General features: G+C 64.4%; 34 protein-coding genes. 29 read left to right on the top strand and 5 right to left on the bottom strand.

What is annotated here, in order from left to right; genetic code table 11:
• Positions 1-159: 159 nt before the first annotated feature.
• From L7H23_RS10610 to L7H23_RS10585, 6 genes are all read left to right on the top strand, one after another.
• Positions 160-624 carry a PTS sugar transporter subunit IIA gene (locus tag L7H23_RS10610; RefSeq protein ID WP_237835840.1) on the top strand — a complete coding sequence of 155 codons (465 nt, stop codon included), beginning with the start codon at positions 160-162 and terminating at the stop codon, positions 622-624.
• Positions 611-949, top strand: coding sequence for a DUF1491 family protein (locus L7H23_RS10605; RefSeq protein ID WP_237835839.1), 339 nt, complete (start codon positions 611-613; stop codon positions 947-949). The genes L7H23_RS10610 and L7H23_RS10605 overlap by 14 nt, the downstream gene beginning before the upstream one ends.
• Positions 950-1,150: 201 nt before the next feature.
• On the top strand, positions 1,151-1,819 hold the full coding sequence (locus L7H23_RS10600) for a cell wall hydrolase (protein ID WP_237835838.1): 669 nt from the start codon (positions 1,151-1,153) through the stop codon (positions 1,817-1,819).
• Between the two features lie 56 nt (positions 1,820-1,875).
• Positions 1,876-2,505: a DUF4136 domain-containing protein gene (locus tag L7H23_RS10595; RefSeq protein WP_237835837.1), complete on the top strand. Its 630-nt coding sequence runs from the start codon at positions 1,876-1,878 to the stop codon at positions 2,503-2,505.
• On the top strand, positions 2,502-3,617 hold the full coding sequence (locus tag L7H23_RS10590; protein WP_237835836.1) for a M14-type cytosolic carboxypeptidase: 1,116 nt from the start codon (positions 2,502-2,504) through the stop codon (positions 3,615-3,617). The genes L7H23_RS10595 and L7H23_RS10590 overlap by 4 nt, the downstream gene beginning before the upstream one ends.
• Positions 3,617-4,093: a GNAT family N-acetyltransferase gene (locus L7H23_RS10585; protein ID WP_237835835.1), complete on the top strand. Its 477-nt coding sequence runs from the start codon at positions 3,617-3,619 to the stop codon at positions 4,091-4,093. The genes L7H23_RS10590 and L7H23_RS10585 overlap by 1 nt, the downstream gene beginning before the upstream one ends.
• 63 nt (positions 4,094-4,156) lie before the next feature.
• Here L7H23_RS10585 and L7H23_RS10580 read toward each other — a convergent pair whose 3' ends face one another.
• A complete protein-coding gene (locus L7H23_RS10580) occupies positions 4,157-4,618 on the bottom strand; it encodes an Hsp20 family protein (RefSeq protein ID WP_237835834.1) in 462 nt (153 codons plus the stop codon).
• 189 nt (positions 4,619-4,807) lie between these two features.
• Here L7H23_RS10580 and gpmA point away from each other — a divergent pair, with 189 nt between their 5' ends.
• Positions 4,808-5,494, top strand: a complete 687-nt coding sequence (gpmA, locus tag L7H23_RS10575; RefSeq protein WP_237835833.1) for a 2,3-diphosphoglycerate-dependent phosphoglycerate mutase — start codon at positions 4,808-4,810, stop codon at positions 5,492-5,494.
• Positions 5,495-5,627: 133 nt separating this feature from the next.
• Here the strand turns inward: gpmA and L7H23_RS10570 are convergent, their stop codons facing one another.
• The 3 genes from L7H23_RS10570 to L7H23_RS10560 form a co-directional block, all read right to left on the bottom strand.
• Positions 5,628-7,730, bottom strand: a complete 2,103-nt coding sequence (locus L7H23_RS10570) for a TonB-dependent receptor (RefSeq protein ID WP_237835832.1) — start codon at positions 7,728-7,730, stop codon at positions 5,628-5,630.
• A 119-nt stretch (positions 7,731-7,849) separates the two neighbouring features.
• Positions 7,850-8,689: a 2,3,4,5-tetrahydropyridine-2,6-dicarboxylate N-succinyltransferase gene (dapD, locus tag L7H23_RS10565; protein ID WP_237835831.1), complete on the bottom strand. Its 840-nt coding sequence runs from the start codon at positions 8,687-8,689 to the stop codon at positions 7,850-7,852.
• A complete protein-coding gene (locus L7H23_RS10560; protein WP_237835830.1) occupies positions 8,686-9,363 on the bottom strand; it encodes a pyrimidine 5'-nucleotidase in 678 nt (225 codons plus the stop codon). Before L7H23_RS10560 ends, dapD begins: the two co-directional genes overlap by 4 nt.
• A 128-nt stretch (positions 9,364-9,491) precedes the next feature.
• Between L7H23_RS10560 and L7H23_RS10555 the strand changes: the two genes are divergently transcribed.
• The 3 genes from L7H23_RS10555 to L7H23_RS10545 are packed head-to-tail and all read left to right on the top strand — an operon-like array spanning position 9,492 to position 14,062.
• A complete protein-coding gene (locus tag L7H23_RS10555; protein WP_237835829.1) occupies positions 9,492-11,888 on the top strand; it encodes a S8 family peptidase in 2,397 nt (798 codons plus the stop codon).
• Between the two features lie 42 nt (positions 11,889-11,930).
• The gene (locus L7H23_RS10550; protein WP_237835828.1) at positions 11,931-13,232 is read left to right on the top strand and encodes an amidohydrolase family protein; all 1,302 of its coding nucleotides are present in this window, start codon (positions 11,931-11,933) and stop codon (positions 13,230-13,232) included.
• Positions 13,229-14,062 carry a hypothetical protein gene (locus L7H23_RS10545; protein WP_237835827.1) on the top strand — a complete coding sequence of 278 codons (834 nt, stop codon included), beginning with the start codon at positions 13,229-13,231 and terminating at the stop codon, positions 14,060-14,062. The genes L7H23_RS10550 and L7H23_RS10545 overlap by 4 nt, the downstream gene beginning before the upstream one ends.
• Here the strand turns inward: L7H23_RS10545 and L7H23_RS10540 are convergent.
• Positions 14,059-14,556, bottom strand: coding sequence for a DNA-deoxyinosine glycosylase (locus L7H23_RS10540; protein WP_237835826.1), 498 nt, complete (start codon positions 14,554-14,556; stop codon positions 14,059-14,061). The genes L7H23_RS10545 and L7H23_RS10540 overlap by 4 nt on opposite strands.
• A 305-nt stretch (positions 14,557-14,861) precedes the next feature.
• Between L7H23_RS10540 and rpsL the strand changes: the two genes are divergently transcribed.
• The 19 genes from rpsL (at position 14,862) to rpsN (ending at position 26,568) form a co-directional block, all read left to right on the top strand.
• A complete protein-coding gene (gene rpsL, locus L7H23_RS10535) occupies positions 14,862-15,233 on the top strand; it encodes a 30S ribosomal protein S12 (RefSeq protein ID WP_037515637.1) in 372 nt (123 codons plus the stop codon).
• A 71-nt stretch (positions 15,234-15,304) separates the two neighbouring features.
• A complete protein-coding gene (rpsG, locus tag L7H23_RS10530; RefSeq protein ID WP_033074359.1) occupies positions 15,305-15,775 on the top strand; it encodes a 30S ribosomal protein S7 in 471 nt (156 codons plus the stop codon).
• A gap of 105 nt (positions 15,776-15,880) precedes the next feature.
• A complete protein-coding gene (gene fusA / locus L7H23_RS10525) occupies positions 15,881-17,974 on the top strand; it encodes an elongation factor G (RefSeq protein WP_237835825.1) in 2,094 nt (697 codons plus the stop codon).
• Positions 17,975-18,092: 118 nt separating this feature from the next.
• On the top strand, positions 18,093-19,286 hold the full coding sequence (gene tuf / locus L7H23_RS10520) for an elongation factor Tu (RefSeq protein ID WP_237835824.1): 1,194 nt from the start codon (positions 18,093-18,095) through the stop codon (positions 19,284-19,286).
• 147 nt (positions 19,287-19,433) lie between these two features.
• Positions 19,434-19,745, top strand: a complete 312-nt coding sequence (gene rpsJ / locus L7H23_RS10515; RefSeq protein WP_003042199.1) for a 30S ribosomal protein S10 — start codon at positions 19,434-19,436, stop codon at positions 19,743-19,745.
• 278 nt (positions 19,746-20,023) lie between these two features.
• Entirely contained in the window at positions 20,024-20,797 is a 774-nt protein-coding gene (rplC, locus tag L7H23_RS10510; RefSeq protein ID WP_237835823.1) for a 50S ribosomal protein L3, read from the top strand.
• A 2-nt stretch (positions 20,798-20,799) separates the two neighbouring features.
• Complete coding sequence (rplD, locus tag L7H23_RS10505) at positions 20,800-21,426, top strand: 50S ribosomal protein L4 (RefSeq protein ID WP_237835822.1); 627 nt, start codon at positions 20,800-20,802, stop codon at positions 21,424-21,426.
• Complete coding sequence (locus L7H23_RS10500; protein WP_033074355.1) at positions 21,419-21,727, top strand: 50S ribosomal protein L23; 309 nt, start codon at positions 21,419-21,421, stop codon at positions 21,725-21,727. Before rplD ends, L7H23_RS10500 begins: the two co-directional genes overlap by 8 nt.
• 21 nt (positions 21,728-21,748) lie before the next feature.
• Positions 21,749-22,585 carry a 50S ribosomal protein L2 gene (gene rplB / locus L7H23_RS10495; RefSeq protein ID WP_058806666.1) on the top strand — a complete coding sequence of 279 codons (837 nt, stop codon included), beginning with the start codon at positions 21,749-21,751 and terminating at the stop codon, positions 22,583-22,585.
• Positions 22,586-22,588: 3 nt separating this feature from the next.
• Positions 22,589-22,864 carry a 30S ribosomal protein S19 gene (gene rpsS, locus L7H23_RS10490; protein ID WP_201928493.1) on the top strand — a complete coding sequence of 92 codons (276 nt, stop codon included), beginning with the start codon at positions 22,589-22,591 and terminating at the stop codon, positions 22,862-22,864.
• Positions 22,864-23,244, top strand: coding sequence for a 50S ribosomal protein L22 (rplV, locus tag L7H23_RS10485; RefSeq protein WP_054589690.1), 381 nt, complete (start codon positions 22,864-22,866; stop codon positions 23,242-23,244). Before rpsS ends, rplV begins: the two co-directional genes overlap by 1 nt.
• Position 23,245: 1 nt before the next feature.
• On the top strand, positions 23,246-23,953 hold the full coding sequence (rpsC, locus tag L7H23_RS10480; RefSeq protein ID WP_120217696.1) for a 30S ribosomal protein S3: 708 nt from the start codon (positions 23,246-23,248) through the stop codon (positions 23,951-23,953).
• An 11-nt stretch (positions 23,954-23,964) separates the two neighbouring features.
• Positions 23,965-24,396 carry a 50S ribosomal protein L16 gene (gene rplP / locus L7H23_RS10475; RefSeq protein WP_058818026.1) on the top strand — a complete coding sequence of 144 codons (432 nt, stop codon included), beginning with the start codon at positions 23,965-23,967 and terminating at the stop codon, positions 24,394-24,396.
• Positions 24,397-24,401: 5 nt separating this feature from the next.
• Positions 24,402-24,605 (top strand): 50S ribosomal protein L29, encoded by a 204-nt coding sequence (gene rpmC, locus L7H23_RS10470; RefSeq protein ID WP_237835821.1) that lies wholly within the window; start codon positions 24,402-24,404, stop codon positions 24,603-24,605.
• A gap of 11 nt (positions 24,606-24,616) precedes the next feature.
• The gene (gene rpsQ, locus L7H23_RS10465) at positions 24,617-24,889 is read left to right on the top strand and encodes a 30S ribosomal protein S17 (protein WP_237835820.1); all 273 of its coding nucleotides are present in this window, start codon (positions 24,617-24,619) and stop codon (positions 24,887-24,889) included.
• Positions 24,890-24,953: 64 nt separating this feature from the next.
• Positions 24,954-25,322, top strand: a complete 369-nt coding sequence (rplN, locus tag L7H23_RS10460; RefSeq protein WP_011543078.1) for a 50S ribosomal protein L14 — start codon at positions 24,954-24,956, stop codon at positions 25,320-25,322.
• Between the two features lie 2 nt (positions 25,323-25,324).
• A complete protein-coding gene (gene rplX / locus L7H23_RS10455; protein ID WP_077145772.1) occupies positions 25,325-25,642 on the top strand; it encodes a 50S ribosomal protein L24 in 318 nt (105 codons plus the stop codon).
• Positions 25,635-26,213 carry a 50S ribosomal protein L5 gene (rplE, locus tag L7H23_RS10450; RefSeq protein WP_037556378.1) on the top strand — a complete coding sequence of 193 codons (579 nt, stop codon included), beginning with the start codon at positions 25,635-25,637 and terminating at the stop codon, positions 26,211-26,213. Before rplX ends, rplE begins: the two co-directional genes overlap by 8 nt.
• 49 nt (positions 26,214-26,262) lie before the next feature.
• Complete coding sequence (rpsN, locus tag L7H23_RS10445) at positions 26,263-26,568, top strand: 30S ribosomal protein S14 (RefSeq protein WP_039578292.1); 306 nt, start codon at positions 26,263-26,265, stop codon at positions 26,566-26,568.
• The last annotated feature ends 8 nt before the right edge of the window (positions 26,569-26,576 follow it).

Raw genomic sequence — 26,576 nt, 5'->3', positions numbered from 1 at the left:
GCCGATTTGCGATAAGACTGGATTTTCTCCGCCATCCGGCCTAAGGGCCGCGCCCATTGATACCCGAATGGCGGGGCCTGCCACACGACCGATCCCGAGATCGATTGCCAAACAGGATGAACCGGGCGCGGGCCCGGCGGACAAGATTTGACCAACGCGATGAACCTATCTTCTCTTCTCTATCCGGCGACCGTTCGCGCGCATGTGCAGCTGGATTCGAAAAAGGCGCTCTTTCCGTTCGTCGGCGATCTCGCCGCACGCTCGCTCGGCCTCGACGCGGGCGAAGTCAGCGAAGCATTGCTCGAGCGCGAGCGTCTGGGTTCGACCGGCTTCGGCCGCGGGATCGCGTTGCCGCACGCCAAGCTGCCCGACCTCTCGGGCGTCCGCGGCCTGTTTCTCCAGCTCGCGCGCCCGATCGATTTCCAGTCGGTCGACGGCCTGCCCGTAGACCTGCTCTTCGTCCTGCTGTCGCCGCTCGATGCCGGCGCCGACCATCTGAAGGCGCTCGCCGGCGTGTCGCGGATGCTTCGCAACGACAGCATTGCCGAACGCCTGCGCGGCGCCAAGAGCGACGAAGCGCTGTACGCGCTGTTGCTCGACACCGAAACGCGTGACGCGGCTTAAGAGCCGCTTTCTCGTCGACCTGCTGATCCGCCGCGCGGAAGCGGCCGGGGGTTTCGCGACCGTCGTCGCCAAGGGCGACGACAATTCGGGCATCATCCTTGTTGAATGCAGCGATCGGGGTGAACCCGGCCCGTTGCTCGAACGCCGTTTTTCGCCAGCAGGTCGCTATATCTGGGAGCCCGTGGGGCCCGACGACCCCAAAGATGGTGAATCGCGCGCAAACTACCAAGAACGGCGGCGCAAGGCCGATCCCGATCTGTGGATCGTCGAACTGAATATCGCAGATGCGCCACAACTCGTCGCGGAGTGGGCGGCGTTAACTTGACTCTGTTGCGGCGCACAATAGGTGGCGCCCACCCAATAACGCGTAGGTCGTTCCGTGGGTTCCTGTGGCTTGCCGCCGGAATTCCAGCAAACCGGATCGGACACGCAGTCGGATGATGACCGCAGGCGGTACAGAGCCAGATTAGCTCAGCTGCCTGTTTTTTGAGATTTCGGTCCATCAACCGCCCTTTTGACGGAATATATGAGTCGCATTTTGAACGCCGCCAGTGTGGCTGCCGTCGGCTTGACCGCTGCTTCCATGCTGATGCTGGCCGAACCGGGCTTCGCGAGCGATCTCGCCGAAAGCGCGAACCTCCCCGCCATCACCCTTCCGGGCGCCGATGCGCCGGTCGAGGCTGATGAAGCGGATCTGTCGACCGAGGCTTCGCAGCCGGTCGCAACCCCCACCCCCGACAGTCAGGACGAACCTGCCGTCGAGCCGAAAGCGGCTCCGCAGGATATCGACACGCTGGCCGAACTCGTCGCCGCGACCCCACGTCCGGCCGAGATCGATCCCGAACTGCGCTGCCTTGCCGGCGCCGTCTATTTCGAATCGCGCGGCGAATCGCTCGCAGGCCAGCTCGCGGTCGCGCATGTCGTGATCAATCGCGCCAACTCGGGCCGCTTCCCGAAGAGCCTCTGCGGCGTCGTCCACCAGCCGAGCCAGTTCAGCTTCGTGCGCGGTGGCAAGATGCCCGCCGTCCGCAACACCGGCCAGTGGAACAACGCCGTCGCGATCGCGCAGATCGCACGCGAGGGCAGCTGGAAGAACCAGGCGCCGGGCGCGCTTTTCTTCCACGCCCGCTACGTTTCGCCGGGCTGGCGCAAGACGCGCGTCGCGTCGATCGACAACCACATCTTCTATCGGTGACCGGTCAAGGACGGGGTGCGGCCTGACGCATCCCGTTCATTGCCAAGCCATTATTCGTGGCGCATGATACCACGATGATGCGTCACACTTATGTCGCCCTGCTTGCCGCAGCGGCGCTCGCTCTCGGTGGCTGCGCCACCGCGGTCCCGCCCGTCGAAGTCACCCGCTTCCATAATGCGGTTCCCGGCTGGGCGCCCGGCACGCGTTATGCCATTGCGACGGCACCGCTCGATGGTCCGTCGGCGGGCATGCCGTCGATCGAGTGGAACAGCTACCGCGCCGCGGTCGACCAGCAGTTGCAGCGGCAAGGGCTTGTCGCGGCGGGCAGCAATGAAAAGGCGCCGCTCCTCGTGCGCATCGCCTTCGAACGCAGCGAACAGGCCGCGGGCGCGCGCCGCTCGCCGGTCTCGGTCGGCGTCGGCGGCTCGACGGGCAGCTATGGCTCGGGGGTCGGGCTCGGCATCGGCTTCAACCTTGGTGGCGGACCGAAGCGGATGGCCGACCTTCAGCTTTCGGTGCGCATCGACGATGCCGCGACCGGACAGGCGATCTGGGAAGGCCGCGCGCTCACCGCGGTGCCGGTGAAGGCACCCGCCGCGCAGCCGTCTCTGGCCGCCGCGAAATTGGCCGAAGCCTTATTCAAGGACTTCCCCGGCGAATCGGGACGCACTATCAGCGTCCCATGACAATCAGCATCAACGCCGCCTTCGACAGCGGCAATATCGTCGTGGAATCGGTCGACGGCACCTCGGCGCGCCTGTCGATCCGCAAGGATCGCGAATCCGATTTCTTCCAGTGGTTCCATTTCCGCGTCGCCTGCCAGACCGGCGACGCGCTCGAGCTCGCGATCACAGGGCTTGCCGATTCGGCCTATCCCGACGGCTGGCCGGGCTATGCGGTGTGCGCGAGCAGCGACCGCGAGCATTGGTTCCGCCTCGACACCGACTATGATTCGGCGGCGGGGACGCTCACCGTCCGCCACACCGCCGAAAGCCCGATCCTCTGGCTCGCCTATTTCGCGCCCTATTCGATGGAGCGACACCACGATCTCGTCGCCTCGGTCGCCGAATGCGAGGGTGTGACCTATCGCTGTCTCGGCACCAGCCTCGAAGGCCAGCCGATCGACTGCCTCGAAATGGGCACCGGCGACACGCAGGTCTGGCTCTACGCACGCCAGCATCCGGGCGAATCGATGGCCGAATGGTGGATGGAAGGGGCGCTTGAAAAGCTCACCGATCCCGCCGACCCTTATGCGCGCTCGCTGCGGCAGAAGTGCCGCTTCCATATCGTCCCCAACATGAATCCCGACGGCTCGTGCCGCGGGCATCTGCGCACCAACTTCGCGGGCGTGAACCTCAACCGCGAATGGGACAACCCGACGGCCGAGCGCAGCCCCGAAGTGCTCGCGGTGCGCAATGCGATGGACGAAAGCGGCGTCGACTGGGCGATGGACGTCCATGGCGACGAAGCGATCCCCGCGGTGTTCCTCGCCGGCTTCGAGGGGATTCCCTTGCTCAAGGCCGGCCAGATGGACAAGTACCAGGCGTTTCGCAAAGCGCTCGCCGCGAACACCCCCGACTTCCAGACCGATCTCGGCTACGTCGAATCGGCCCCGGGACAGGCAAACATGTCGATGTCGACGACGCAGCTCGCCGAGCGCTTCGGTGCCGTGTCGATGACGCTCGAAATGCCCTTCAAGGACAATCGCGACCTTCCCGACCCGGTACAGGGCTGGTCGCCCGAACGCTCGAAGCTGCTCGCGCACGCGTGCCTCGCGACGCTGGACCAGCTGCTCTGATGGCGGATGCGGGCGGCGGCTGGCGGATCGTCGAGGACGATCTGTCGGGCGCCGCCATCCGCGCTTTGCTCGAAGTGCATTTCGCGGGCATGCTCGCGAACTCGCCGGCCGAAAGCTGCCACTTCCTCGATTTCGACGGGCTGCGCAGCGACGGCGTGACCTTCTGGTCGATCCACAAGGATGGCGACCTCGCCGGCTGCGGAGCGCTCAAGATTCTGGGCGACGCACAGGGCGAGATCAAGTCGATGCGCACTGCCGAAACCTTCCTGCGACAGGGTGTCGCGGCGCGGATGCTCGGCCACATCATGGACGAGGCCCGGGCGCGCGGTCTCGGCCGTCTCAGCCTCGAAACCGGATCGGGTCCGGCGTTCGAACCTGCGCTTGCCCTGTATCGCGCGCACGGCTTCGAGGATTGCGAACCCTTCGCCGATTACAGGCCCGACCCCTTCAGCCGCTTCATGACGCGCGCGCTCTAGATACGAAAACGGGGCCCGGAAGGGACTCCGGACCCCGCGATTTCGTTTCTGTCGGAAGCGGTGTTACGCTGCCTTCTTGTCCGCATCGAAGAGCGTCGCCTGCGCCCCGCCGATCGCAATCTTGTGCGGTTTCATCGCCTCGGGCACTTCGCGCACCAGGTCGATCGTCAACAGGCCGTCGGCCAGGTCGGCGGCGTCGACGCGCACGAAGTCTGCAAGCTGGAAGCGACGTTCGAACGCGCGCGTCGCGATGCCGCTATACAGCAGCTGACGGCCTTCGCCTTCGGCGACCGGCGCCTTGCGGCCGCTGACGGTCAGCATGTTCTGCTGCGCGGTGATGTCGATCTCGTCCGCCTTGAAACCGGCGACCGCGACGGTGATGCGGAAATGGTCGTCGGCGACCTTTTCGATGTCGAAGGGCGGATAATTTTCGGCGCCCGAACCGCTGGTTTCGAGGAAATCGAACAACCGGTCGAAACCGACGGTCGAACGGCGATAGGGGGTCCAGTCAAAGCTGTTACGCATGGCTCAATTCTTCCTTTCACTAAGCGAAGCGAGGGACCGCGGACGCATGCCGCGATCGCCACCCGGCCCCGTGTCGGCGGCCGGACGATCCGAATCTGGTAACCCGCGAAACCATTTCAAGAGGGCGGTTGGCCTTCGCCGGAAAGCCGCGCTATGGGGCGGCAAATCTCTCCAGCCGAAGGACCGTCCATGCCGCAGCTCATCCTCATCCGTCACGGCCAGTCGCAGTGGAATCTCGAAAACCGCTTCACCGGCTGGTGGGACGTCGACGTCACCGAAAAGGGCGCGGCCGAGGCATGGGCGGCGGGCGAGCTGATGAAGGCAAAGGGCATTGCGCCGGCGACCTGCTTCACCTCGGTCCAGACGCGCGCGATCAAGACGCTGAACCTCGCCCTCGAGGCGATGGGCCGCCTCTGGCTGCCGGTCACCAAGGACTGGCGCCTCAACGAGCGCCATTATGGCGGGCTTACCGGGCTCGACAAGGCGGAGACTGCGGCGAAGCATGGCGACGAGCAAGTGAAGATCTGGCGCCGCAGCTTCGACATCCCGCCGCCGCCGCTCGACTCGGGCTCCGAATGGGACCTCGCGAGCGATCCGCGCTACGCCGGGATCGCAATCCCTTCGACCGAGAGCCTGAAGGACACGATCGCGCGTGTCCTGCCCTATTATGAATCGGCGATCGCGCCCGAACTCGCGGCGGGCAAGACCGTGCTGATCTCGGCGCACGGCAATAGCCTGCGCGCTTTGGTCAAGCACCTCTCGGGCATTTCGGACGCCGATATCACCGGTCTCGAAATCCCGACCGGCCAGCCGATCGTGTACGAGCTGAACGACGATCTGACGGCACGCAAGCGTTACTATCTCAGCGAGCGCTGAGAATTTGTTCGACTGACGTCGAACGCGGCACCGGCCCGCTCCCCCACCCGGCCTCCCATTTCAGGATACGCTGTTGGGAGGCCGGGTGGGGGAGCGGGCCGGTGCCGCACGCTTCCGCAAAGAGGAAGCATATTTAGAGCGTTCCCGTCACCGTCAGCTGGAAATATTGACCGAACTTGCGCTGGCGGCTCTCGCTGAACGCGATCGGTCCGTCGCGCCGGTCCACGAACACGGTGCGGTCGAACCCGTCCTTCATGCCCGCCAGATTGCGGTACGACAGCTTCACGGTGAAACCCGCGACATTTTTGTGCTCGATATAGGCGGTGACGAAGGGCCCGACCGTATATTCCTTCTCGATCGCATCGAGGCGCAGATTGGGCGCGTAGCGCTCGTCGAAATAGCCCGCGCCCCATGCAAAATTGCTGCCCGGAATGTCGTGGCGGAAACTCAGGTCGACGACATAATCCTGCCCCCCACTCTGGTCGCGCCACAGCCCGGTCAGCGGGTCGCGCACGCGGTTGCGCCGCCACGTCAGGTCGCTGTTAATCCGCGCCCCCTTGAACCCGATCGGGTCGAGCAGCAGCGTCGCTTTCGAACTGATGCGATAGAGGTTCGCGGGCGGCAGGTTGCCGCGCCCCTCGGTCGTCGGCGACAGCGGAATCTGGTCGACCAGATCCTGCGCATAGGCATAGGCGAACTGCACCGATGCGTTGCCCCAGCGGCCCAGATCCTGCACGAATTCCAGCTCGGTTCGATTGACCACCGGCGGGACGAGCTGGCCGTTGCCCTGGTTGCCCTGCCCGTTCGCGACATCGACCGAACTCGCGAAATCGTAGAAGTTCAACTGATCGATGCGGCGCTGGATGTGCCAGTTGATCGTCGTCTTCGGTCCGACCTTCCACGCAAAGGCGAGCTTGCCCTTCGGCCGGATGAAGCTGCGGGTCAGGCCGCCCGGTCCCGACGACGTCAGCTCGCTATATTCGGCCGCAAGATTGAGCTGTGCGGTCAGGTTGGATGCGAGCGAACGCCCCCAGGTCAGTGAGGCCTCGGCCCGCTTTTCCTCGACCTTGGTCTTTTCGCCGCCGAAGACGACCGGCAGGAACTCGCCGTCGGGCTGCAGGACCGCCAGCTCGGCATCGACGTCGAGCGTGTTGTATGCGCCTTCGACCGCGACCTGCCAGTCCGTACCGCCCGCGGTACGCCAGCTATATTCGCCTCGCAGGATCGACTCGCTCTCGTCGGCGGTCTGGCTGAAGCGGTCGCCGGTGCGCCCGCCGATCTCGCGATCGACGACGAAGGTGTCGACGACGGGGCTATGCTCGAAGCGATAGAGGCCGATCAGCTTTAGCCGCCCCTTGCCCAGTCCCATCTCATAGTCACCGCCGATGTCGAAATTGCGCTCGTCTTCCTTGAATCGGAAGTTTTCGGTGACGAGCCCGTTCGCGGGTCGCGTCGAGACGCTGTCGACGCCTTCGGTCAGATACTGGATCTGCGCGCCGGTGTTGAAATTCCACTTGTTGCCGTTTGCGGTCGTGCGCGACAGCGCCGCCGACAGTCGCGGCCGGTCGCCATTATAGGCACCGAACTCGTCGCGCGTGAACAGCAGCGCGCCATTGCCGTCATAGACACGCTCCGGCCCCCAGTGGCCATTGCGGTTCGCCTCGTTTTTCAGGCTCAGCGTCAGATTGGTTCCGCCGAGCTTTCCGGTGGTCGAAATCTCGCCGTTCAGCCAGTTGTCGTCGAGCCGCGGGCGCCATTCGGGCTGCCAGCGGATCGTCGTCTTGAACCCGCCGCCGGTCGCATCGCTTCCCGCGACGAGTACGACATTGGCGACCTGGCCGGTAAGCCCGGGGACGTTCAGACTCGCGCCATCGACGATGTCGATATAGGCGACCTGGCTTGCGGTGATCCGCGATAGCGCGGTGCGCGCATCGGTCGTCTTGCTCGCGATGCGTTCGCCGTTGATCAGCACATTCTCGGTCGCCTGCCCCAGCCCACGGTCGCCGCCGTTGGTGCCGGTGACGATCAGGAAACCCGGAACCTTCTCGACCATGTCGAGCGCGGTGCGCGGCGCGAAGCGGGCAAAGTCGGTGGGTGCATAACGCTCGGCGCCGTTGGTGGGTACGGGAATGGCAGGCGGCGCGTCACCCGTCGGCGCGGGCGCTTCCTGCGCCGCGACCGGATATGCCAGACAAAAGACCAGTGCCAGCGACGATGCCCTTGCGGCCATCCGCATAAGATTCTCCCCTCCCGTATTGCCGTACTAAAACAGCAGGAGGGCTGCAACAGGCAGGCAGCGGAAAGTCAAAGCCTTATCCACCAACGGCGAATGGCGCCCGACCGGCGCGCGGCGGATCAGTCGCGCAGCAACTCGTTGATGCCGGTCTTCGCCCGGGTCTGCGCATCGACGCGCTTGACGATGACCGCGCAATAGAGCGACGGCCCCGGCGTTCCGTCGGGCAGCGGCTTGCCCGGCAGCGATCCCGGCACGACGACCGAATAGGCAGGAACCTCGCCGACGAACACTGCGCCCGTCGCCCGGTCGATGATCTTGGTCGAGGCACCGAGATAGACGCCCATCGACAGCACCGCGCCCTCGCGCACGATCACGCCCTCGGCAACCTCGGCGCGCGCGCCGATGAAGGCACCGTCTTCGATGACGACCGGTCCCGCCTGCAGCGGTTCCAATACCCCGCCGATCCCTGCGCCGCCCGACAGATGGACGTTGGCGCCGATCTGCGCGCAGCTGCCGACCGTCGCCCAGGCGTCGACCATCGATCCCTCGCCGACATAGGCGCCGATGTTGACGAAGCTCGGCATCAGCACCGCGCCCTTGCTGATAAAGGCGCCGCGGCGGACGATCGATCCGGGGACGGCGCGGAAGCCCGCGTCGCGAAAGCGGTTCTCGCCCCAACCGGCGAATTTCGACGGCACCTTGTCCCACCAGGTCGCGCCGCCGGCGCCGCCATCGATGATCTCCATGTCGTTGAGGCGGAAGGACAGGAGTACGGCTTTCTTGAGCCACTGGTTGACCTGCCATGTGCCGCCTGAGTCGCGTTCCGCCACGCGATAGCTGCCGTTGTCGAGCCCTGCGAGCGCGGTCTCGACGGCCTCGCGCACCGCGCCGGTCGTCGTCAGACCCAGCGTGTCGCGCGCATCCCAGGCGGCTTCGATCGTCGATTGCAGGTCGGTCATGAAATTCCCCAAGGTGAAGGCAGCGTGTCGAGCCAGTCGGCGATGTCGGTCGCGTGGAAATCGACATGCTCCGGCAGGTGGTCGCGATGGCCGCTTTCGCTGCCATTGTCCAGCCAGACGGTCGTCATGCCGAGCGCTTTGGCGGGGGTCAGGTTACGCGCCATATCCTCGACGAACAGGCTCCGCGCTGGATCGACACCCAGATGCGAAACCATCGCCGCATAGGCGGCCGGATCGGGCTTGGGCGTATAGCCCGTGATGCGGATGTCGCAGATGCCGTCGAACAGGCCATCGATCCCGCGCGCCTTCAGCACCCGCGCCGAATAGTCGGCATCGGCGTTGGTAAAGATGAGCTTGCGGCCGGGAAGCCGTTCGAGCCCCGCGCGCAGCCGTGCATCGACGGTGAGCCGGTCGAGCGCGATATCATGCACGTCGACCAGAAAGTCCTCGGGCGCGACGCCGTGGTGGCGCATCAGCCCTGCCATCGTCGTGCCATGGTCATGGAAATATTGCTTCTGTACACGCCGCGCCTCGACCGCGTCGACGTCGAGGAGGCGCATGATGAAGGCGCCCATGCGCTCGTCGATCAGGTCGAACAGCTTCGCAGACGGCGGATAGAGCGTGTTGTCGAGATCGAAGATCCAGCTCTCGATATGGTCGATCGACACGGTCATGACGTCGCGTCGCATAGGACGGCAACGGCCTGGCGGCAAGGCGCGTCGCTTTACTTTCCGGCAACCGTCACGGGTCTAGCTTCGCCGCTGCTTGCCGCGCTACACTGCGCGCAGCAGGGACAAGGGGAATGGCGATGGCCCAAGGGGTACGACGCAGCGGCATCCGGCGGATCGTGGGGCGGCCGCTGCCGCTCTTCCTCGGCATGGCGGCGCTGTCGCTCGCGGGGTGCGGCGGCGGCGGGGCGCGGCCTTCGCCGACTCCGGCACCGCCGCCCGCGCCAGCACCCACACCTGTTCCTACCCCGACGCCCACTCCGACGCCGACACCGCCTTCGGGCAACTTCAATACCGCCGAAACGCGCCGTTCCGACGGCGTCAATTTTCACGGGGCAATTACTGCCTATCAGGCGGGAGCGACGGGGCAGGGGATTCTCGCCGGAGTGATCGACGACGGGATCGACGAGGACAGTCCCGAATTCACGGGGCGCATCTCGTCGATGTCGGCCGACGTTGCCGGCTCGCGCGGCATCAATGCCGAAGGGACGCACGGGACGAACGTCGCGCAGGTGCTGCTGGGCGGCAAGAATGATGCGGGCACCTTCGGTATCGCATTCAACGCCAATCTGCTCGTCCTGCGCGCCGACCGGCCGGGCAGCTGCGCGACCGAAGATCCCTCGAATGACGAAAGCGGCTGCCTGTTCGGGGACAATGCCATTGCTGCGGGACTCGACCGCGCGGTCGCGGCGGATGCGCGCGTCGTCAACATCTCGCTCGGCGGCGAAGACCGTCCGGGTGCAACCTTGCGTGCCGCGGTGGCACGGGCAACCGCGGCGGGGATCGTCGTGATCCTCTCGGCTGGGAACGAGGGCGATACGACCGCGAACGGCAACGACCCGAACAACCCCGACCCCTTTGCACAGGGTATGCGCGATGCGGGGGGCGGCCTCGTGATCATCGCGGGCTCGGTCGACGAGAATGGCGCGATCTCGGGCTTCAGCAACCGTGCCGGCGGCTATCAGGGGTCCTATATCGCGGCACTCGGCGAGGGCGTGTGCTGTTCCTATGAAAATGGCGTGCTCAAGACTGAGGGCAATTTCGTCTTTGTCCTCAACGGCACCAGCTTCGCCGCGCCGCAGGTCGCCGGCGCGGTCGCGCTCCTCGCGCAGGCTTTCCCGAACCTGACCGGCCAGCAGATCGTGCAGCTACTCTATCAGTCGGCGCGTGACGCTGGCGCCGCGGGCGACGACGCGATCTATGGTCAGGGCATTCTCGACATCGCACGCGCGTTCCAGCCGCAGGGCGCGACGACGCTTGCGGGGACATCGACCGCGGTCCGGCTCGATACCGCGCTCGGTCTGCTCGGCGGGCCGATGGGCGATGCCGGCGCGAAGGGGGCAGGGGAGACGCGCGGACTTGTCACCGACAGCTTCGGCCGTGCCTTCACCGTCGACTTCGGCCAGTCGTTGCGCCCGCGTCGCCCCGACTTCAAACTTTCGGGCGCGCTCGGCGGGCTTGTCCGCCAGCAGAGCGCCGCGTCGCAGTCCACTGCAATGTCATTGCTCACCGCGCCGGGGATCGGTGACGGCGACGCGCTGGCGGGACTCTCTTTCCACGACGCCGAACGCGCCCGCACCCTCGCGGCTTCGGTGATCACGCGCCTCGACGCGAACACGCGCCTCGGCTTTTCGGCCGGGCGCGGGATCGGCGGGATGCTCGCGGGCGAGCGCGGCGAAAGCGGTCACGCGATGCTGATAGGCGACGGCGCACAGGAAGGACTCGGCTTCGCCGCCAGTCCCGGTCTTGGATCGCTTGCTCGACATAATATATCTAAAAATCAATACATTAATATTTTTGCCGAGAGCGGATGGGTCTCCGGTTCGCGCTGGGACGACGACCCCCTGCTCCGCTACCGTTCGGGCCATGATAGCCGGTACGATCGTCTCGGCGCCGCATGGGACGGCCGGTTCGGCCGGTTCCGCGCCGCGCTCGGTGCGAGCTGGTTGCGCGAATCGGCCAGTCTGCTCGGCGCGCGTCTCGGCCCCGTCTTCGGTGCAGGCGGCGCGACGAGCCTCACCGGCGATGCGAGCCTGAGCCTCGATGCCGGAAACGGGTGGAATCTTGCCGGGGCATGGCGCCAGATGTGGACCCGTCCCGACCGTGCCGGCCTCGTTGCGGGCGGCATGCTCCGGTCGAATGCCTTTTCCTTCGACGTTGCCAAGGCGAACCTCTTCCGCCCCGGCGACCACGCCACGCTGCGTTTCGCGCAGCCGCTGCGCGTCGCCCGGGGGGGCATCGATCTCGACCTTCCGGTCGCCTATGATTATGAAACCGGCGGCGCCGAATTCGGCCGTCGCACTTACAACCTCGCGCCGACCGGCCGCGAGATGGTCGTCGAGGCGAGCTACGCCTTCTCACTGTTCGGCGGAGATCTGGTTGCCAACACATGGTGGCGGCAGGACCCCGGCCACATCGCTGCGATGCCCGATGACAAGGGTGCCGCGCTTCGCTTTACGATGGGCTTCTGATCGGCTTTAACGCCCCCAGGTCCAGAACGGGGGATGCCGGTAATGAAGTCGATCTACACCCTTTCGCTCGCGCTGTTCGGCGCGGCGTTCGCGATGCCGCTTGCCGCGCAGGCGCCGGGGCGCACCGTCATCCACGCGGGCAAGCTCCTTGCCGAGCCGGGCAAGCCCGTGCGCGGGGCATCGACGATTGTCGTCGAGGGCGGCAGGATCATCAGCATCTCCGACGGATTTCAGCCGGCCGATCCCGGGGCGACGCTGATCGACCTCAAGGACAAATATGTCCTCCCCGGGCTGATCGACAGCCACGTCCATCTGACCAGCGACGCCGGCGGGCTTGCGGGTCAACTCGAGGAGATGACGCTCAGCCCGGCGGCGCAGGCTTTCAATGCCGAGGTCAACGGCATGAAGACGCTCCGCGCAGGCTTCACCACTGTCCGCAACCTCGGCGACGGCGACGGCGCCACCCTTGCGCTCCGCGATGCGATCGCGACGGGCAAGGTGCAGGGGCCACGCATCGTCGACGCCGGTAATTCGATCTCCGGCAGCGCGGGACATATGGACGGCTCGCTCGGCTATCGCGACGAACTGCGGCCTTTCTTTGCCGGCGCGGGGAACACCTGCAACGGCGCCGACGACTGCCGCCGTGCGGTGCGGCAGCAGGTCGGGCGCGGCGCCGACGTGATCAAGTTCGCCTCGACCGGCGGGGTCAACAGCCGCATCGGCGCGGGACTCGGCAAGCAGATGTTCGATGACGAGGCAAAGGCGATCGTCGACACCGCGCATATGTTCGGGAAAAAGGTCGCGGTGCACGCGCATGGCGCCGATGGCATCCGCCTCGCGCTTGAGGCCGGCGCCGATTCGATCGAGCACGGCACAATTCTCGACGAGGCGACGATCGCGGTCTGGACGAAATCGAAAGCTTATTATGTCCCGACGCTTTCGACCGTGAATGGCTACAAGGAACGCATCGCGGCGAACGCCAACGCCTATGAACCTGATGTGCTCGCAAAGATCCAGTGGCGCATCGGGATCACCGGCAAGAGCCTCGAACAGCTTGTGCCCAGGGGCGTGCGCATCGCGTTCGGTACCGACGCCGGCGTTTCGAAACACGGCCGCAACGCCGACGAGTTCGAACTGATGGTCCAGCACGGCATGACGCCGGTCGAGGCTCTCAAGGCCGCAACCGTGAACGCCGCCGACCTTCTCGGCCTGTCGGACGAGGTCGGCACCATCGCGCCGGGAAAGAGCGCCGACATCATCGCGGTCGCGAGCGATCCGGTCGCCGACGTGACCATACTCAAGAAGGTCGATTTCGTGATGGCTCGCGGGCGCGTCGTCGAATGAGGCTTTTCCTTTTCGTTCTGGGTCTGGCGCTGGGCGGCTGCACGCCGGCGCTCGCCGACGAGGCGCGGTTTCGGGCCGACATGATCGAACAGTTCCGCAAGGCCTACCCCGCGATCGAATTTTCTCCGGGACCGGAGGACCTTCAGGTGAAGACGAAAGGCGGTGATTGGGACGACGGGGTCATTAACCTCCACCGCGTCTTTCTCTTCTGCCAGAATACTTCCGTCGACGATTGTGCGACGGTGAAGGCGGAGTTTGTCGGCAAGATTGCGCAGAAACCCCCGGCGCTGACGACCGCAAGCCTGCGAATCATTGTCCGGGACCGGGGGTATATCGACTATGTCGAGGAACTCGAGGCGTCCTCCGGCCAGCGTATGGCGGTCCGCCGTCAGATCGGCGAGGATCTCTTTGCACTGTTGGCGAGTGATTCGGCCAACACGATAGCAATGGTCGGCGACAAGGGGTTGTCGGAACTCGGCCTTTCCGAAGGCGACGCATGGCAGCAGGCGTGGCGTCAGACGCAAGCGATATTGCCTGCGATTCCGGAGCCCGAAAAGTTTCGCAGTCAGGCGATGGCGTTCGAGAGCGAAGAATATCTCGCCAGCCTGGCCGCCGATCTGGAAGCATGGGAAAAGGTGGCGGCGGTTGCCGGTCCCGACCTTATGATGACGGTCGTTTCCGATCAGTTCGTCTTTGTCGGTCCGATGGCGGATGGCGCGAACCTCGCGGCATTCCGCAAGTCGGTAGAAGAGGATTGCGCGGCGCAGCAGCGCTGCGTGTCGCCGAACGTCTATCGCTTTCGCGATGGTCGCTGGGTGATCGCGCGCTAGGCAAGCGCGGTACGAAGATCGAGCCACCGCGCGAGCTTCGCCTCGAAGCCGATCGTATGTGCGGCGCTGCTCGATGGCAGGTCGACGACCGCGATATCTTCGAGGGGCGGCAACTGCTTGTGCCCGATTGCCGCGGCCTTGCCGCCGTTGAACGCGATCATGCGAAGGCGGGGCAGGGTGGCGATCAAGGCGGCAAGGTCGTGCGCCTCGGCTTCACGGATATGCGCATCGCTGCTCGTGTGCCGCTCGGCGGTCCGGATCACGTCCCACAGGCCGACCTTCGCTTCCTGCAATGCAGCCAGCCGGCCATCATAGGGTATGGCCGCGAGCGGACGATTCACGACCGCGCCGAGCAGTCGCCAGAACTGGTTCGTCGGATGCGCATAATATTGCCCTTCGACGAGCGAACGTGCGCCGGGCAGGCTGCCGAGGATCAGCAGCCGCGTATCGGGCGCGACGTGGGGCGCGAAGCTGGCGTGACGGACGGCGGCCATGCGTGACCGATAGCCCGGCCGTCCCGGCGCAACAATATTGCCAGCCCCTTGACCGGAGAGGGAATCGGGTCTAGGGGCGCGCTCGACCGAAAAGGGCGGTTTGCTGCCTCTTTCAGTTACAACAGCGCTTGAACATTGCTGGCGCGGATGGAGCCTCCGGAAGATCAGTCCGATCTGCCGGGGTCTTTTGCTGTTATCAGGTCGGCCGTTTTTCGTCCTTTTCGGGGGATTTCGGCCGGAGCTTCATCCACCGCGGCACAGTAACCGTTCGCTCCGATGGGCGGACATTTAAAGGTGAAGCATTCATGCCCACGATCAACCAGCTGGTCCGCAAGGGCCGGACTCCCCAGAAGGTGAAGTCCAAGGTCCCGGCGATGGACGCGAACCCGCAGAAGCGCGGCGTTTGCACCCGTGTCTATACGACGACCCCGAAAAAGCCGAACTCGGCGCTCCGCAAGGTTGCGAAGGTCCGCCTGACCAACCAGCGCGAAGTCATCACCTACATCCCCGGCGAAGGCCACAACCTCCAGGAACACAGCGTTGTGCTGATCCGCGGCGGCCGTGTGCGCGACCTTCCCGGTGTGCGTTACCACGTCCTGCGCGGCGTGCTCGATACGCAGGGTGTGAAGGACCGCAAGCAGAGCCGTTCGAAGTACGGCGCGAAGCGTCCGAAGTAAGGACCGCTTTTTCGGCTTTTGATCATCCCGCTGCGCACCGCGCCGGGATGCTGTTGTAAAAGGAATTACCTATGGCTCGTCGTCGTCGTCCTGAACGCCGCGAAATCCTACCCGATCCCCGTTTCGGGGATGTCGTGCTGTCGAAGTTCATGAACAGTGTCATGCTGGACGGGAAGAAGTCCGTCGCCGAAAGCATCGTCTACGGTGCGCTGGAGTCGGTCGAAGCCCGCGCCAAGAAGGAACCGCTCGGCGTGTTCCACGAAGCGCTCGCGAACATCCGCCCGAACATCGAAGTCCGCAGCCGCCGCGTCGGCGGTGCGACCTATCAGGTTCCCGTCGAAGTCCGTCCGGACCGTGCGCAGGCGCTCGCGATCCGCTGGCTGATCACCGCGGCCCGCAACCGCAGCGAAACCACGATGGCCGCACGTCTGTCGGGCGAACTGCTCGACGCGTCGAACAACCGTGGCAATGCGGTCAAGAAGCGCGAAGACACGCACCGCATGGCGGAAGCGAACCGCGCCTTCTCGCACTACCGCTGGTAATTGCGGCGACGCTCCCCGCGTTACGGGGGCGTCTCGCAATCGCAACAAAACTTCCTATATCGGGGGCGGCTCCCAAGGCCTCCCCCAAAAACCAAGGAAAAGATCATGGCACGCAGCCATCCGCTCGAACGCTATCGCAATTTCGGTATCATGGCGCACATCGACGCCGGCAAGACCACGACGACCGAGCGCATTCTCTATTACACCGGCAAGTCCTACAAGATCGGCGAAGTCCACGACGGCGCCGCGACGATGGACTGGATGGAGCAGGAACAGGAACGCGGCATCACGATCACGTCGGCTGCCACCACCTGCCTGTGGAAGGCCGATGAAGGTCAGGGTCCGGAACACCGCCTGAACATCATCGACACCCCCGGCCACGTCGACTTCACGATCGAAGTCGAGCGCAGCTTGCGCGTCCTCGACGGCGCGGTCGCCGCGTTCGACGGCGTTGCCGGCGTCGAGCCGCAGTCCGAAACCGTGTGGCGTCAGGCCGACAAGTATCGCGTGCCGCGCATGTGCTTCATCAACAAGCTCGATCGCACCGGCGCGAACTTCTATTATTGCGTCCAGACGATCATCGATCGCCTGGGTGCGGTTCCGGCCGTCCTGTATCTGCCCATCGGCGCGGAATCGGACTTCAAGGGCCTCGTCGACCTCGTCAACGAACGCGCGATCATCTGGAAGGATGAGAGCCTGGGCGCCGAATTCTTCTATGAAGAGATCCCCGCCGACCTCGTCGACAAGGCTGCCGAATATCGCGAAAAGCTCGTCGAACTCGCCGTCGAACAGGACGACGATGCGATGGAAGCCTATCTCGAAGGCACGCTGCCCGACGTCGCGACGCTGAAGGCGCTGATCCGCAAGGGCACGCTCGGCCAGGCGTTCGTTCCGGTCCTTTGCGGCTCGGCGTTCAAGAACAAGGGCGTCCAGACGCTGCTCGACGCGGTCGTCGACTATCTGCCTTCGCCGCTCGACATCGAAGACGTTCAGGGCATCAACCCCGACACGAACGAACCCGATTCGCGCGCGACCGCCGACGATGCGCCGCTGTCGATGCTCGCGTTCAAGATCATGAACGACCCGTTCGTCGGTTCGCTCACCTTCGCCCGCATCTATTCGGGCACCCTGACCAAGGGCAGCTATCTGAACTCGGTCAAGGACAAGAAGGAAAAGATCGGCCGTATGCTCCTGATGCACGCCAACTCGCGTGAGGACATCGAGGAAGCGTTCGCGGGCGACATCGTCGCGCTTGCCGGCCTCAAGGAAACCACCACCGGGGACACGCTCTGCGCCAACAACGCGCCGATCATCCTCGAGCGGATGGAATTCCCCGAGCCGGTCATCGAGCTGTCGGTGGAACCGAAGACCAAGGCCGACCAGGAAAAGATGGGCATCGCGCTCAATCGCCTCGCCGCCGAGGATCCCTCGTTCCGCGTGTCGACCGACCATGAATCGGGCCAGACGATCATCAAGGGTATGGGCGAGCTTCACCTCGACATCCTCGTCGATCGCATGAAGCGCGAGTTCAAGGTCGAAGCGAACGTCGGTGCGCCGCAGGTGGCGTACCGCGAATCGCTCGCGCGTGCCGTGGACGTCGACTACACCCACAAGAAGCAGTCGGGCGGCTCGGGCCAGTTCGGCCGCGTCAAGGTCAGCGTCGCCCCCGGCGAACGCGGATCGGGCATCACCTTCATCGACGAGATCAAGGGCGGCAACATTCCGCGCGAATATATCCCGTCGGTCGAAAAGGGCATGCGCGAGAGCGCCGAGAACGGCCACATGATCGGCTTCCCGATCATCGACTTCGAAATCAAGCTGACGGACGGCGCGTACCACGACGTCGACTCGTCGGCGCTGGCTTTCGAAATCGCGGGCCGTGCGGCGATGCGCGAAGTGGCGGCCAAGGCCGGCATCAAGCTGCTCGAACCGGTGATGAAGGTCGAGGTCGTGACCCCTGAGGAGTTCATGGGCGACGTGATCGGCGATCTCAACAGCCGCCGCGGCCAGATCCAGGGCACCGACAGCCGTGGTAACGCCCAGGTGGTTGAAGCAATGGTGCCGCTTGCCAATATGTTTGGCTACGTCAACCAGCTGCGTTCGTTCACCCAGGGCCGTGCGCAATACTCGATGCAGTTCTCGCATTACGAGGAAGTGCCGAGCAACGTTGCCGAAGAAGTGAAGGCCAAGATGGCCTGATTTGGTTTGGCCGTGCGGGGGTTGCCTCGCACGGCAAGACCTACTAAGGGCGGCGCCTGATTCAGCAGGCTCGTCCGGACTGATCAACCGAAACACCTAAGAAGAAGGTTCTTAAATCATGGCTAAGGCTAAATTTGAGCGGACGAAGCCGCACTGCAACATCGGCACCATCGGTCACGTCGACCATGGCAAGACCTCGCTGACCGCAGCGATCACCAAGATCCTCGCCGAGAACGTCGCCGGCAACGCCGCCGTCGATTTCGCGAACATCGACAAGGCTCCCGAAGAGCGCGAGCGCGGCATCACCATTTCGACCGCCCACGTCGAATATGAAACCGAAGGCCGTCACTATGCGCACGTCGACTGCCCGGGCCACGCCGACTATGTGAAGAACATGATCACCGGTGCCGCCCAGATGGACGGCGCGATCCTCGTCGTGTCGGCCGCTGACGGCCCGATGCCGCAGACGAAGGAGCACATCCTGCTCGCGAAGCAGGTCGGCGTTCCCACGATGGTCGTGTTCCTCAACAAGGTCGACCAGCTGGACGATCCCGAGCTGCTCGAACTCGTCGAACTCGAAATCCGCGAAGAACTCTCGAAGCGTGACTTCGACGGCGACAATATTCCGATCATCTCGGGTTCGGCTCTCGCCGCCCTCGAAAGCCGCGACGACAACATCGGCAAGGACGCGATCCTGAAGCTGATGGCTGCCGTCGACGCGTGGATCCCGCAGCCGGAACGTCCGCTCGACAAGCCCTTCCTGATGCCGATCGAAGACGTGTTCTCGATCTCGGGTCGCGGTACGGTTGTGACCGGCCGCGTCGAAACCGGCATCGTCAAGGTTGGTGAAGAAGTCGAGATCGTCGGCATCAAGGACACCAAGAAGACGACCGTCACCGGCGTCGAAATGTTCCGCAAGCTGCTCGACCAGGGCCAGGCTGGCGACAACATCGGTGCCCTGATCCGCGGCGTCGGCCGTGAAGAAGTCGAGCGTGGCCAGGTTCTGGCGAAGCCCGGCTCGATCACGCCGCACACCGAGTTCACCTCGGAAGTGTACGTCCTGTCGAAGGACGAAGGCGGCCGTCACACGCCGTTCTTCGCGAACTATCGTCCGCAGTTCTACTTCCGCACCACGGACGTCACCGGCGAGGTCATCCTCCCCGAGGGCACCGAGATGGTCATGCCGGGCGACAACGTCCAGCTGTCGGTCAAGCTGATCGCCCCGATCGCCATGGACCCGGGTCTGCGCTTCGCAATTCGCGAAGGCGGCCGTACGGTCGGCGCAGGGGTTGTCGCGACCATCACAAAGTAATATAGGGCCGCAAGCCGCGCGATTCGGACTGATTCGCGCGGCTTGTAGCTTAAAGGTTTTTGATGGCCGGACCGGCTTCCTTGAGGGGGCCGGTACAGGCCATTTCGGCTCTTTCGCATCGTCAGACGGGATTCGACTGGATAAGTCATGGAAACGCAGAATATTCGCATTCGCCTGAAGGCCTTTGATCACCGCGTGCTCGATCAGGCCACCACCGACATTGCCGACACGGCACGTCGTACGGGCGCACTCATTCGCGGTCCGATCCCGCTGCCGACGCGCATCGAGAAATTCACCGTGAACCGCGGCCCGCACGTCGACAAGAAGTCGCGCGAGCAGTTCGAGGTGCGTACCCACAAGCGGCTGCTCGACATCGTGCAGCCCACCCCGCAGACGGTCGATGCGCTGATGAAGCTCGACCTCGCCGCGGGCGTGAACGTCGAGATCAAGCTGGCCTAAGCGCCAGCGACCCCCGCGGAAGCGGGGTCTCTATCGGCAGGACGCCCCGGCGCCTGCGTAACGATAGGGTGGATACCGCCGGTCGCCTTCCCCGGAAGGCATTTACGACCGGGCTGCGTCCCCCGTCTCGCCGCCAACCCGAGGGAAGGCGGCACCTCAGCCCGGACGGGGCGATGCATCGAAATTTCGGGCTGGGAGGGTTCCGTCGAGGCTTGCCTTGATGGGTCCCGCAAGCCGTGCGGAATGGTCCGCCCGGCCTCTGTTGAGGAGTATTGATCATGCGGACTGGCGTGATCGCGAAGAAAATGGGGATGACCCGCCTGTTTCAGGACGACGGCCGCCACGTGCCCGTCACCGTCCTGAGCCTCGAAGGCTGTCAGGTCATTTCCGTGCGCGAACAAGAACGTGACGGCTATGTCGCCGTCCAGCTCGGTGCCGGCTCGGCGAAGGCGAAGAATGTCGCCAAGCCCCAGCGTGGCGCCTTCGGCAAGGCCGAAGTCGAACCCAAGGCGAAGGTTGTCGAATTCCGCGTCGCTGACGACGCGACGCTCGATGTCGGCGCCGAACTGTCGGCCGACCATTTCGTTGCCGGCCAGATCGTCGACATCCAGGGCGTCACGCAGGGCAAGGGCTTTGCCGGTGCGATGAAGCGCTGGGGTTTCGGCGGCATGCGCGCAACCCACGGTGTTTCGATCAGCCACCGTGCCCACGGTTCGACCGGTAACCGTCAGGATCCGGGCCGCGTCTTCAAGAACAAGAAGATGGCCGGCCACATGGGTGCCCGCAACCGCACCCAGCAGAATCTGGAAATCGTCCGCACCGACGCCGAGCGCGGTCTTCTCTTCGTCAAGGGCTCGGTCCCTGGCTCGAAGGGCGGCTGGCTGCTCGTTCGCGATGCGGTGAAGCTCCCGCGCCACCCCGAGGCCCCCTATCCGGCGGGCATCAAGAGCGCGGCCAACACCAACGAAGCCCCGGCTGACGCGCCGGTCGAAACGCCGGTCGAAGAGACCGTCGTCGACACCGCGGCCACCGACGGCGCACAGGAGTCCTGATCATGAAGGTCAAGGTTCAGACCCTCGATGGCAAGGCTGGCGCCGACATCGACCTTAACGACGACGTCTTCGGCGTCGACGCCCGCGCAGACATCCTGCACCGCGTCGTCGCCTGGCAGCTCGAAAAGCGCCGCGGCCCCGCCCGCGCCGCTCGCGAGCGCAGCGACGTTGCCCGCACCGGCAAGAAGTTCGGTCGCCAGAAGGGCGGCGGTACCGCTCGTCACGGCGATCGCAAGGCGCCGATCTTCATCGGCGGTGGCAAGGCGCATGGTCCCCGGGCCCGCACCTTCGGTCACTCGCTGAACAAGAAGATCCGCGCGCTCGGCCTGAAGATGGCGCTCAGCGACAAGGCGAAGGGCGGCAAGATCGTCGTTCTCGACACGCTCGAGCTCAAGGACGCGAAGACCAAGGCGCTCGCCGGCAAGCTCGGCAAGCTCGACCTCGGCAACCGCGCCCTCTTCATCGACGGCGACGCCGTTCACGAAAGCTTCGCGATGGCTTCGGCCAACCTGATCGGCGTCGATGCGATGCCGGCGGCCGGTGCCAATGTTTATGACATTATCCGCGCCGACACGCTGGTCCTGACCCGCGCGGCTGTCGAAAAGCTGGAGGCACGTTTCAATGGCTAAGGCAAAAACTGTCGATGCGCGTCATTACGACGTCATCCTCGCTCCGGTGATCACTGAAAAGTCGACGCTGCTCAGCGAAAACAATGCCGTGGTGTTCAAGGTCGCGAACGATGCGACCAAGCCCGCGATCAAGGCCGCCGTCGAGGCGCTGTTCGATGTCAAGGTTGTCGGCGTGAACACGCTCGTCACCAAGGGCAAGACCAAGCGCTGGAAGGGCAAGCCCTACACCCGCAGCGACGTGAAGAAGGCGATCGTTCGCCTGGCCGAAGGCCAGTCGATCGACGTCACCACGGGCGTCTGATTGTAGGAAAAGGCAGAGAAAATGGCACTTAAATCCTATAATCCGACCAGCCCCGCGCAGCGCGGCCTGATCCTCGTCGACAAATCGTCGCTGTGGAAGGGCAAGCCCGTCAAGGCGCTGACCGAAGGCAAGCGCAAGACCGGTGGCCGTAACAACAAGGGCCATGTGACCTCGCGCGGTATCGCCGGCGGCCACAAGCAGAAGTACCGCTTCATCGACTTCAAGCGTCGCAAGTGGGACATGCCGGCCACCGTCGAGCGTCTGGAATATGACCCGAACCGCACGGCGTTCATCGCACTCGTCAAGTACGAAGACGGTGAGCAGACCTACATCCTGGCGCCGCAGCGTCTGGCGGTCGGCGACACTGTCGTCGCGGGCAAGAAGACCGACGTGAAGCCGGGCAATGCGATGGAACTGTCGCAGATGCCGGTCGGCACGATCGTCCACAACATCGAGATGAAGCCGGGCAAGGGCGGCCAGATCGCCCGTTCGGCCGGCACCTATGCACAGGTCGTCGGTCGTGACCGCGGTCTCGTCATCGTGCGTCTCGGTTCGGGCGAACAGCGTTACATCCGCGGCGAGTGCATGGGCACGGTCGGTGCGGTGTCGAACCCCGACAACCAGAACACCAACCTCGGCAAGGCCGGCCGCAACCGCTGGCTCGGCAAGCGTCCGCTGACTCGCGGTGTCGCGAAGAACCCGGTCGATCACCCGCACGGCGGTGGTGAAGGCCGCACCTCGGGTGGCCGTCATCCGGTTACCCCGTGGGGCAAGCCGACCAAGGGTGCCCGTACCCGTCACAACAAGTCGACCGACAAGATGATCATCCGGTCGCGTCACGCGAAGAAGAAGAGGTAAGCCATGGCTCGCTCGGTCTGGAAGGGTCCGTTCGTCGACCTTCATCTCCTCAAGAAAGCCGAATCGGCCCAGGACGGCGGCAGCTCTGCCCCGATCAAGACCTGGTCGCGTCGGTCCACCATCCTGCCGCAGTTCGTCGGGCTGACCTTCAACGTCTACAACGGCCGCAAGTTCGTGCCGGTGTCGGTCAATGAAGACATGGTCGGCATGAAGCTGGGTGAATTTGCGCCGACGCGCTTCTTCCCCGGTCACGCGGCCGACAAGAAGGGCAAACGCTAATGGGCAAGGAAAAGTCCCCCCGCCGCGTTGCCGATAACGAGGCTCTCTCGGTCGGCACGCAGATCCGCGGCTCGGCGCAGAAGCTGAACCTCGTTGCCGCGCTGATCCGCGGTCGCAAGGTCGAAGACGCGATGAACGTCCTCGCTTTCTCGAAGAAGGCGATGGCCGTCGACGTGCGCAAGGTTCTGGCCAGCGCCGTCGCCAACGCGGAAAACAACCACAATCTCGACGTTGACGCACTGGTCGTCAAGGAAGCGAGCGTGGGCAAGTCGATCTCGATGAAGCGCTGGCACGCTCGCGGCCGCGGCAAGTCGACCCGGATCGTCAAGCCCTTCAGCCGTATCCGCATCGTCGTCCGCGAACAGGAAGAAGAGGCGTAAGATGGGCCAGAAGAGCAATCCGATCGGCCTGCGCCTGCAGGTCAACCGCACCTGGGACAGCCGCTGGTTCGCCGAAGGCCAGGACTATGGCCGCATGCTGGTCGAGGATCTGAAGATCCGCCAGTATGTGTTCAAGACCCTGCCGCAGGCCGCGATCTCGAAGGTCGTGATCGAACGTCCGGCAAAGCTGTGCCGCGTGTCGATCTATGCCGCCCGTCCGGGCGTCATCATCGGCAAGAAGGGCGCGGACATCGAAAAGCTTCGCAAGAAGCTCGGTGAACTGACGGGCAGCGACGTGTCGCTGAACATCGTCGAGATCCGCAAGCCCGAAGTCGACGCCAAGCTCGTCGGCCAGGGCATCGCTGATCAGCTCGAGCGCCGCGTCGCGTTCCGTCGCGCCATGAAGCGTGCGGTTCAGTCGGCGATGCGTCTGGGCGCCGAAGGCATCCGCATCAACTGCGCCGGTCGTCTGGGCGGCGCGGAAATCGCCCGCACCGAATGGTATCGCGAAGGCCGGGTGCCGCTGCACACGCTGCGCGCCAATGTCGACTATGCCGAATCGACCGCACACACCGCCTATGGCGTGTGCGGGATCAAGGTGTGGATCTTCAAGGGCGAGATTCTCGGCCACGACCCGATGGCGACCGACCGTCTGATGCTCGATGCGCAGACGACCGGCGTCCGTCCGGCTCGTGAAGATCGCCGCTAAGGACTGCTGACATGCTGCAACCGAAAAAAACCAAGTTCCGCAAGGCGTTCAAGGGCCGCATCCACGGTCTTGCCAAGGGCGGCACCAGCCTGAACTTCGGCTCCTACGGCCTGAAGGCGATGGAACCCGAGCGCATCACCGCGCGCCAGATCGAAGCGGCCCGCCGTGCGATCAGCCGTGCGATCAAGCGTCAGGGCCGCCTCTGGATCCGCGTGTTCCCCGACGTCCCCGTGTCGTCGAAGCCCGCCGAAGTCCGCATGGGTAAGGGCAAGGGTTCGCCTGAATATTGGGCCGCCCGCGTCAAGCCCGGCCGCATCCTGTTCGAACTCGACGGCGTTCCCGGCCCCGTGGCCGCGCTGGCGTTCGAACGTGCGGCGATGAAGCTGCCGATCAAGACGAAGGTCGTTGCCCGCCTCGGCGACACCTCGCACCTGGAGGGTTGAGGGCCATGGCCAAGACCGAAGATCTGACCAAGAAGACCGACGACCAGCTTTCGGAGCAGCTCGGTGAACTGAAGCGCGAGGCGTTCAACCTCCGTTTCCAGTCCGCCACCGGCCAGCTCGAAAAGCCGTCGCGGGTCAAGGAAGTGCGCCGCACCATCGCGCGCGTCAAGACCGAGCAGACCGGGCGTTCGCGCTCGGCTGCCAAGTAAGGAGACCGACCATGCCGAAGCGCATTCTGACCGGTACGGTGGTGTCCGACAAGGGCGACAAGACCGTCGTGGTGAAAGTGGAGCGTAAGGTGAAGCACCCGCTCTACGGCAAGATCATCCGCCGTTCGAAGAAGTATCACGCCCACGATGAGGACAACGCCATCAAGGCTGGCGAAACCGTCCGCATCGAGGAAACGAAGCCGATTTCGAAGCTGAAGACCTGGAAGGTCCTCGACAAGGTCGAGGTTTCGACCAAGGCGAAGAAGGCCGACGAGATCGCGTAAGCGACCAGAGTTTCACGGAACCGCCGGGATGGCCCGGTAGGCCCAGGAAGAAGGAAATGCATCGATGATTCAGATGCAGTCACAATTGGAAGTCGCCGACAACAGCGGCGCGAAGCGCGTCCAGTGCATCAAGGTGCTGGGTGGCTCGAAGCGTCGCACCGCCGGCGTGGGCGACGTGATCGTCGTGTCGATCAAGGAAGCCCAGCCGCGCGGCAAGGTGAAGAAGGGTGACGTGCATCGCGCCGTCATCGTCCGCACCGCCAAGGACGTTCGCCGCGCCGACGGTTCGGTGATCCGTTTCGACAGCAACGCCGCCGTGCTCGTCAACAAGAACGAGGAGCCGATCGGCACCCGTATCTTCGGCCCCGTCGTCCGCGAACTGCGCGGCCGCGGCTATATGAAGATCATCAGCCTGGCGCCGGAGGTACTCTGACCATGGCGAACAAGATCAAGAAGGGTGACACCGTCGTCGTCCTGTCCGGCAAGGACAAGGGCAAGACCGGCGAAGTGACGCAGAGCCTGCCGAAAGACGGCAAGGTCGTCGTCGCTGGCGTCAACGTCATCACCCGCCACCGCAAGCCGACCCAGACCAACCCGCAGGGCGGTCTGGAGCGCAAGGAAGCGCCGCTCTTCGCGAGCAAGGTCGCTCTCGCCGATCCCAAGACCGGCAAGCCGACCCGCGTCCGCTTTGAAACCAAGGACGGCAAGAAGGTCCGCGTGGCCGTGAAGTCCGGGGAGACGATCAATGGCTGACAATTACACCCCGCGCATGCGCAAGCGCTATGACGATGTGATCGTCAAGGCGATGACCGAAAAGTTCGGTTACAAGAATGCGATGGAAGTGCCGAAGATCGAAAAGATCACGCTCAACATGGGCGTCGGCGAAGCCACGCAGGACAAGAAGAAGGTCGAAGCCGCGGCAGCCGAAATGGAGCTGATCGCCGGCCAGAAGCCCGTCGTGACCAAGGCGAAGAAGTCGATCGCACAGTTCAAGCTGCGCGAAGGCATGCCGATCGGCTGCAAGGTGACCCTGCGCCGCGAACGCATGTACGAATTCCTCGATCGCCTGATCACGATCGCAATGCCGCGCATCCGCGATTTTCGCGGCGTGTCGGCGACCAGCTTCGACGGCCGTGGCAACTATGCCATGGGTCTGAAAGAGCAGATCATCTTCCCCGAGATCAACTATGACCGCATCGACCAGGTGCGCGGCATGGACGTGATCGTCACCACCACCGCTCGCACGGACGAAGAAGCCCGCGAACTGCTCAAGCTGTTCGGCTTCCCCTTCCCGATCGAAGCGCAGGAAAAGGAAGCCGCCTGATCCTCCGGGACCAGGCAGGCTCTTTCAAGAAGGAAAGAGAACTTAAGTCATGGCGAAACTGAGTTCGATGAACAAGAACGAGCGTCGCAAGCAGCTGGTGAAGAAGTACGCCGGCCGTTATGCGAAGCTGAAGGCGATTGCGGCGGACACGTCGCTCGACGATGGCGAGCGTCTGATCGCGCGCCTCAAGATGGCGGAAATTCCGCGCAACGGTAACCCGACCCGCATCCGTAACCGGTGCGAGCTGACCGGGCGCCCCCGCGCTTATTATCGCAAATTCCGGCTGTGCCGTATCCAGCTCCGCGATCTGGCCAACAAGGGCCTGATCCCCGGTGTTGTGAAGTCGAGCTGGTAAGGGACTGA

This window comes from Sphingopyxis sp. BSN-002, from assembly GCF_022024275.1.
Lineage (GTDB): Bacteria > Pseudomonadota > Alphaproteobacteria > Sphingomonadales > Sphingomonadaceae > Sphingopyxis.
The sequence above is the reverse complement of the archived record's forward strand: the minus strand, read 5'-3'. Positions and strand labels throughout refer to the sequence as shown.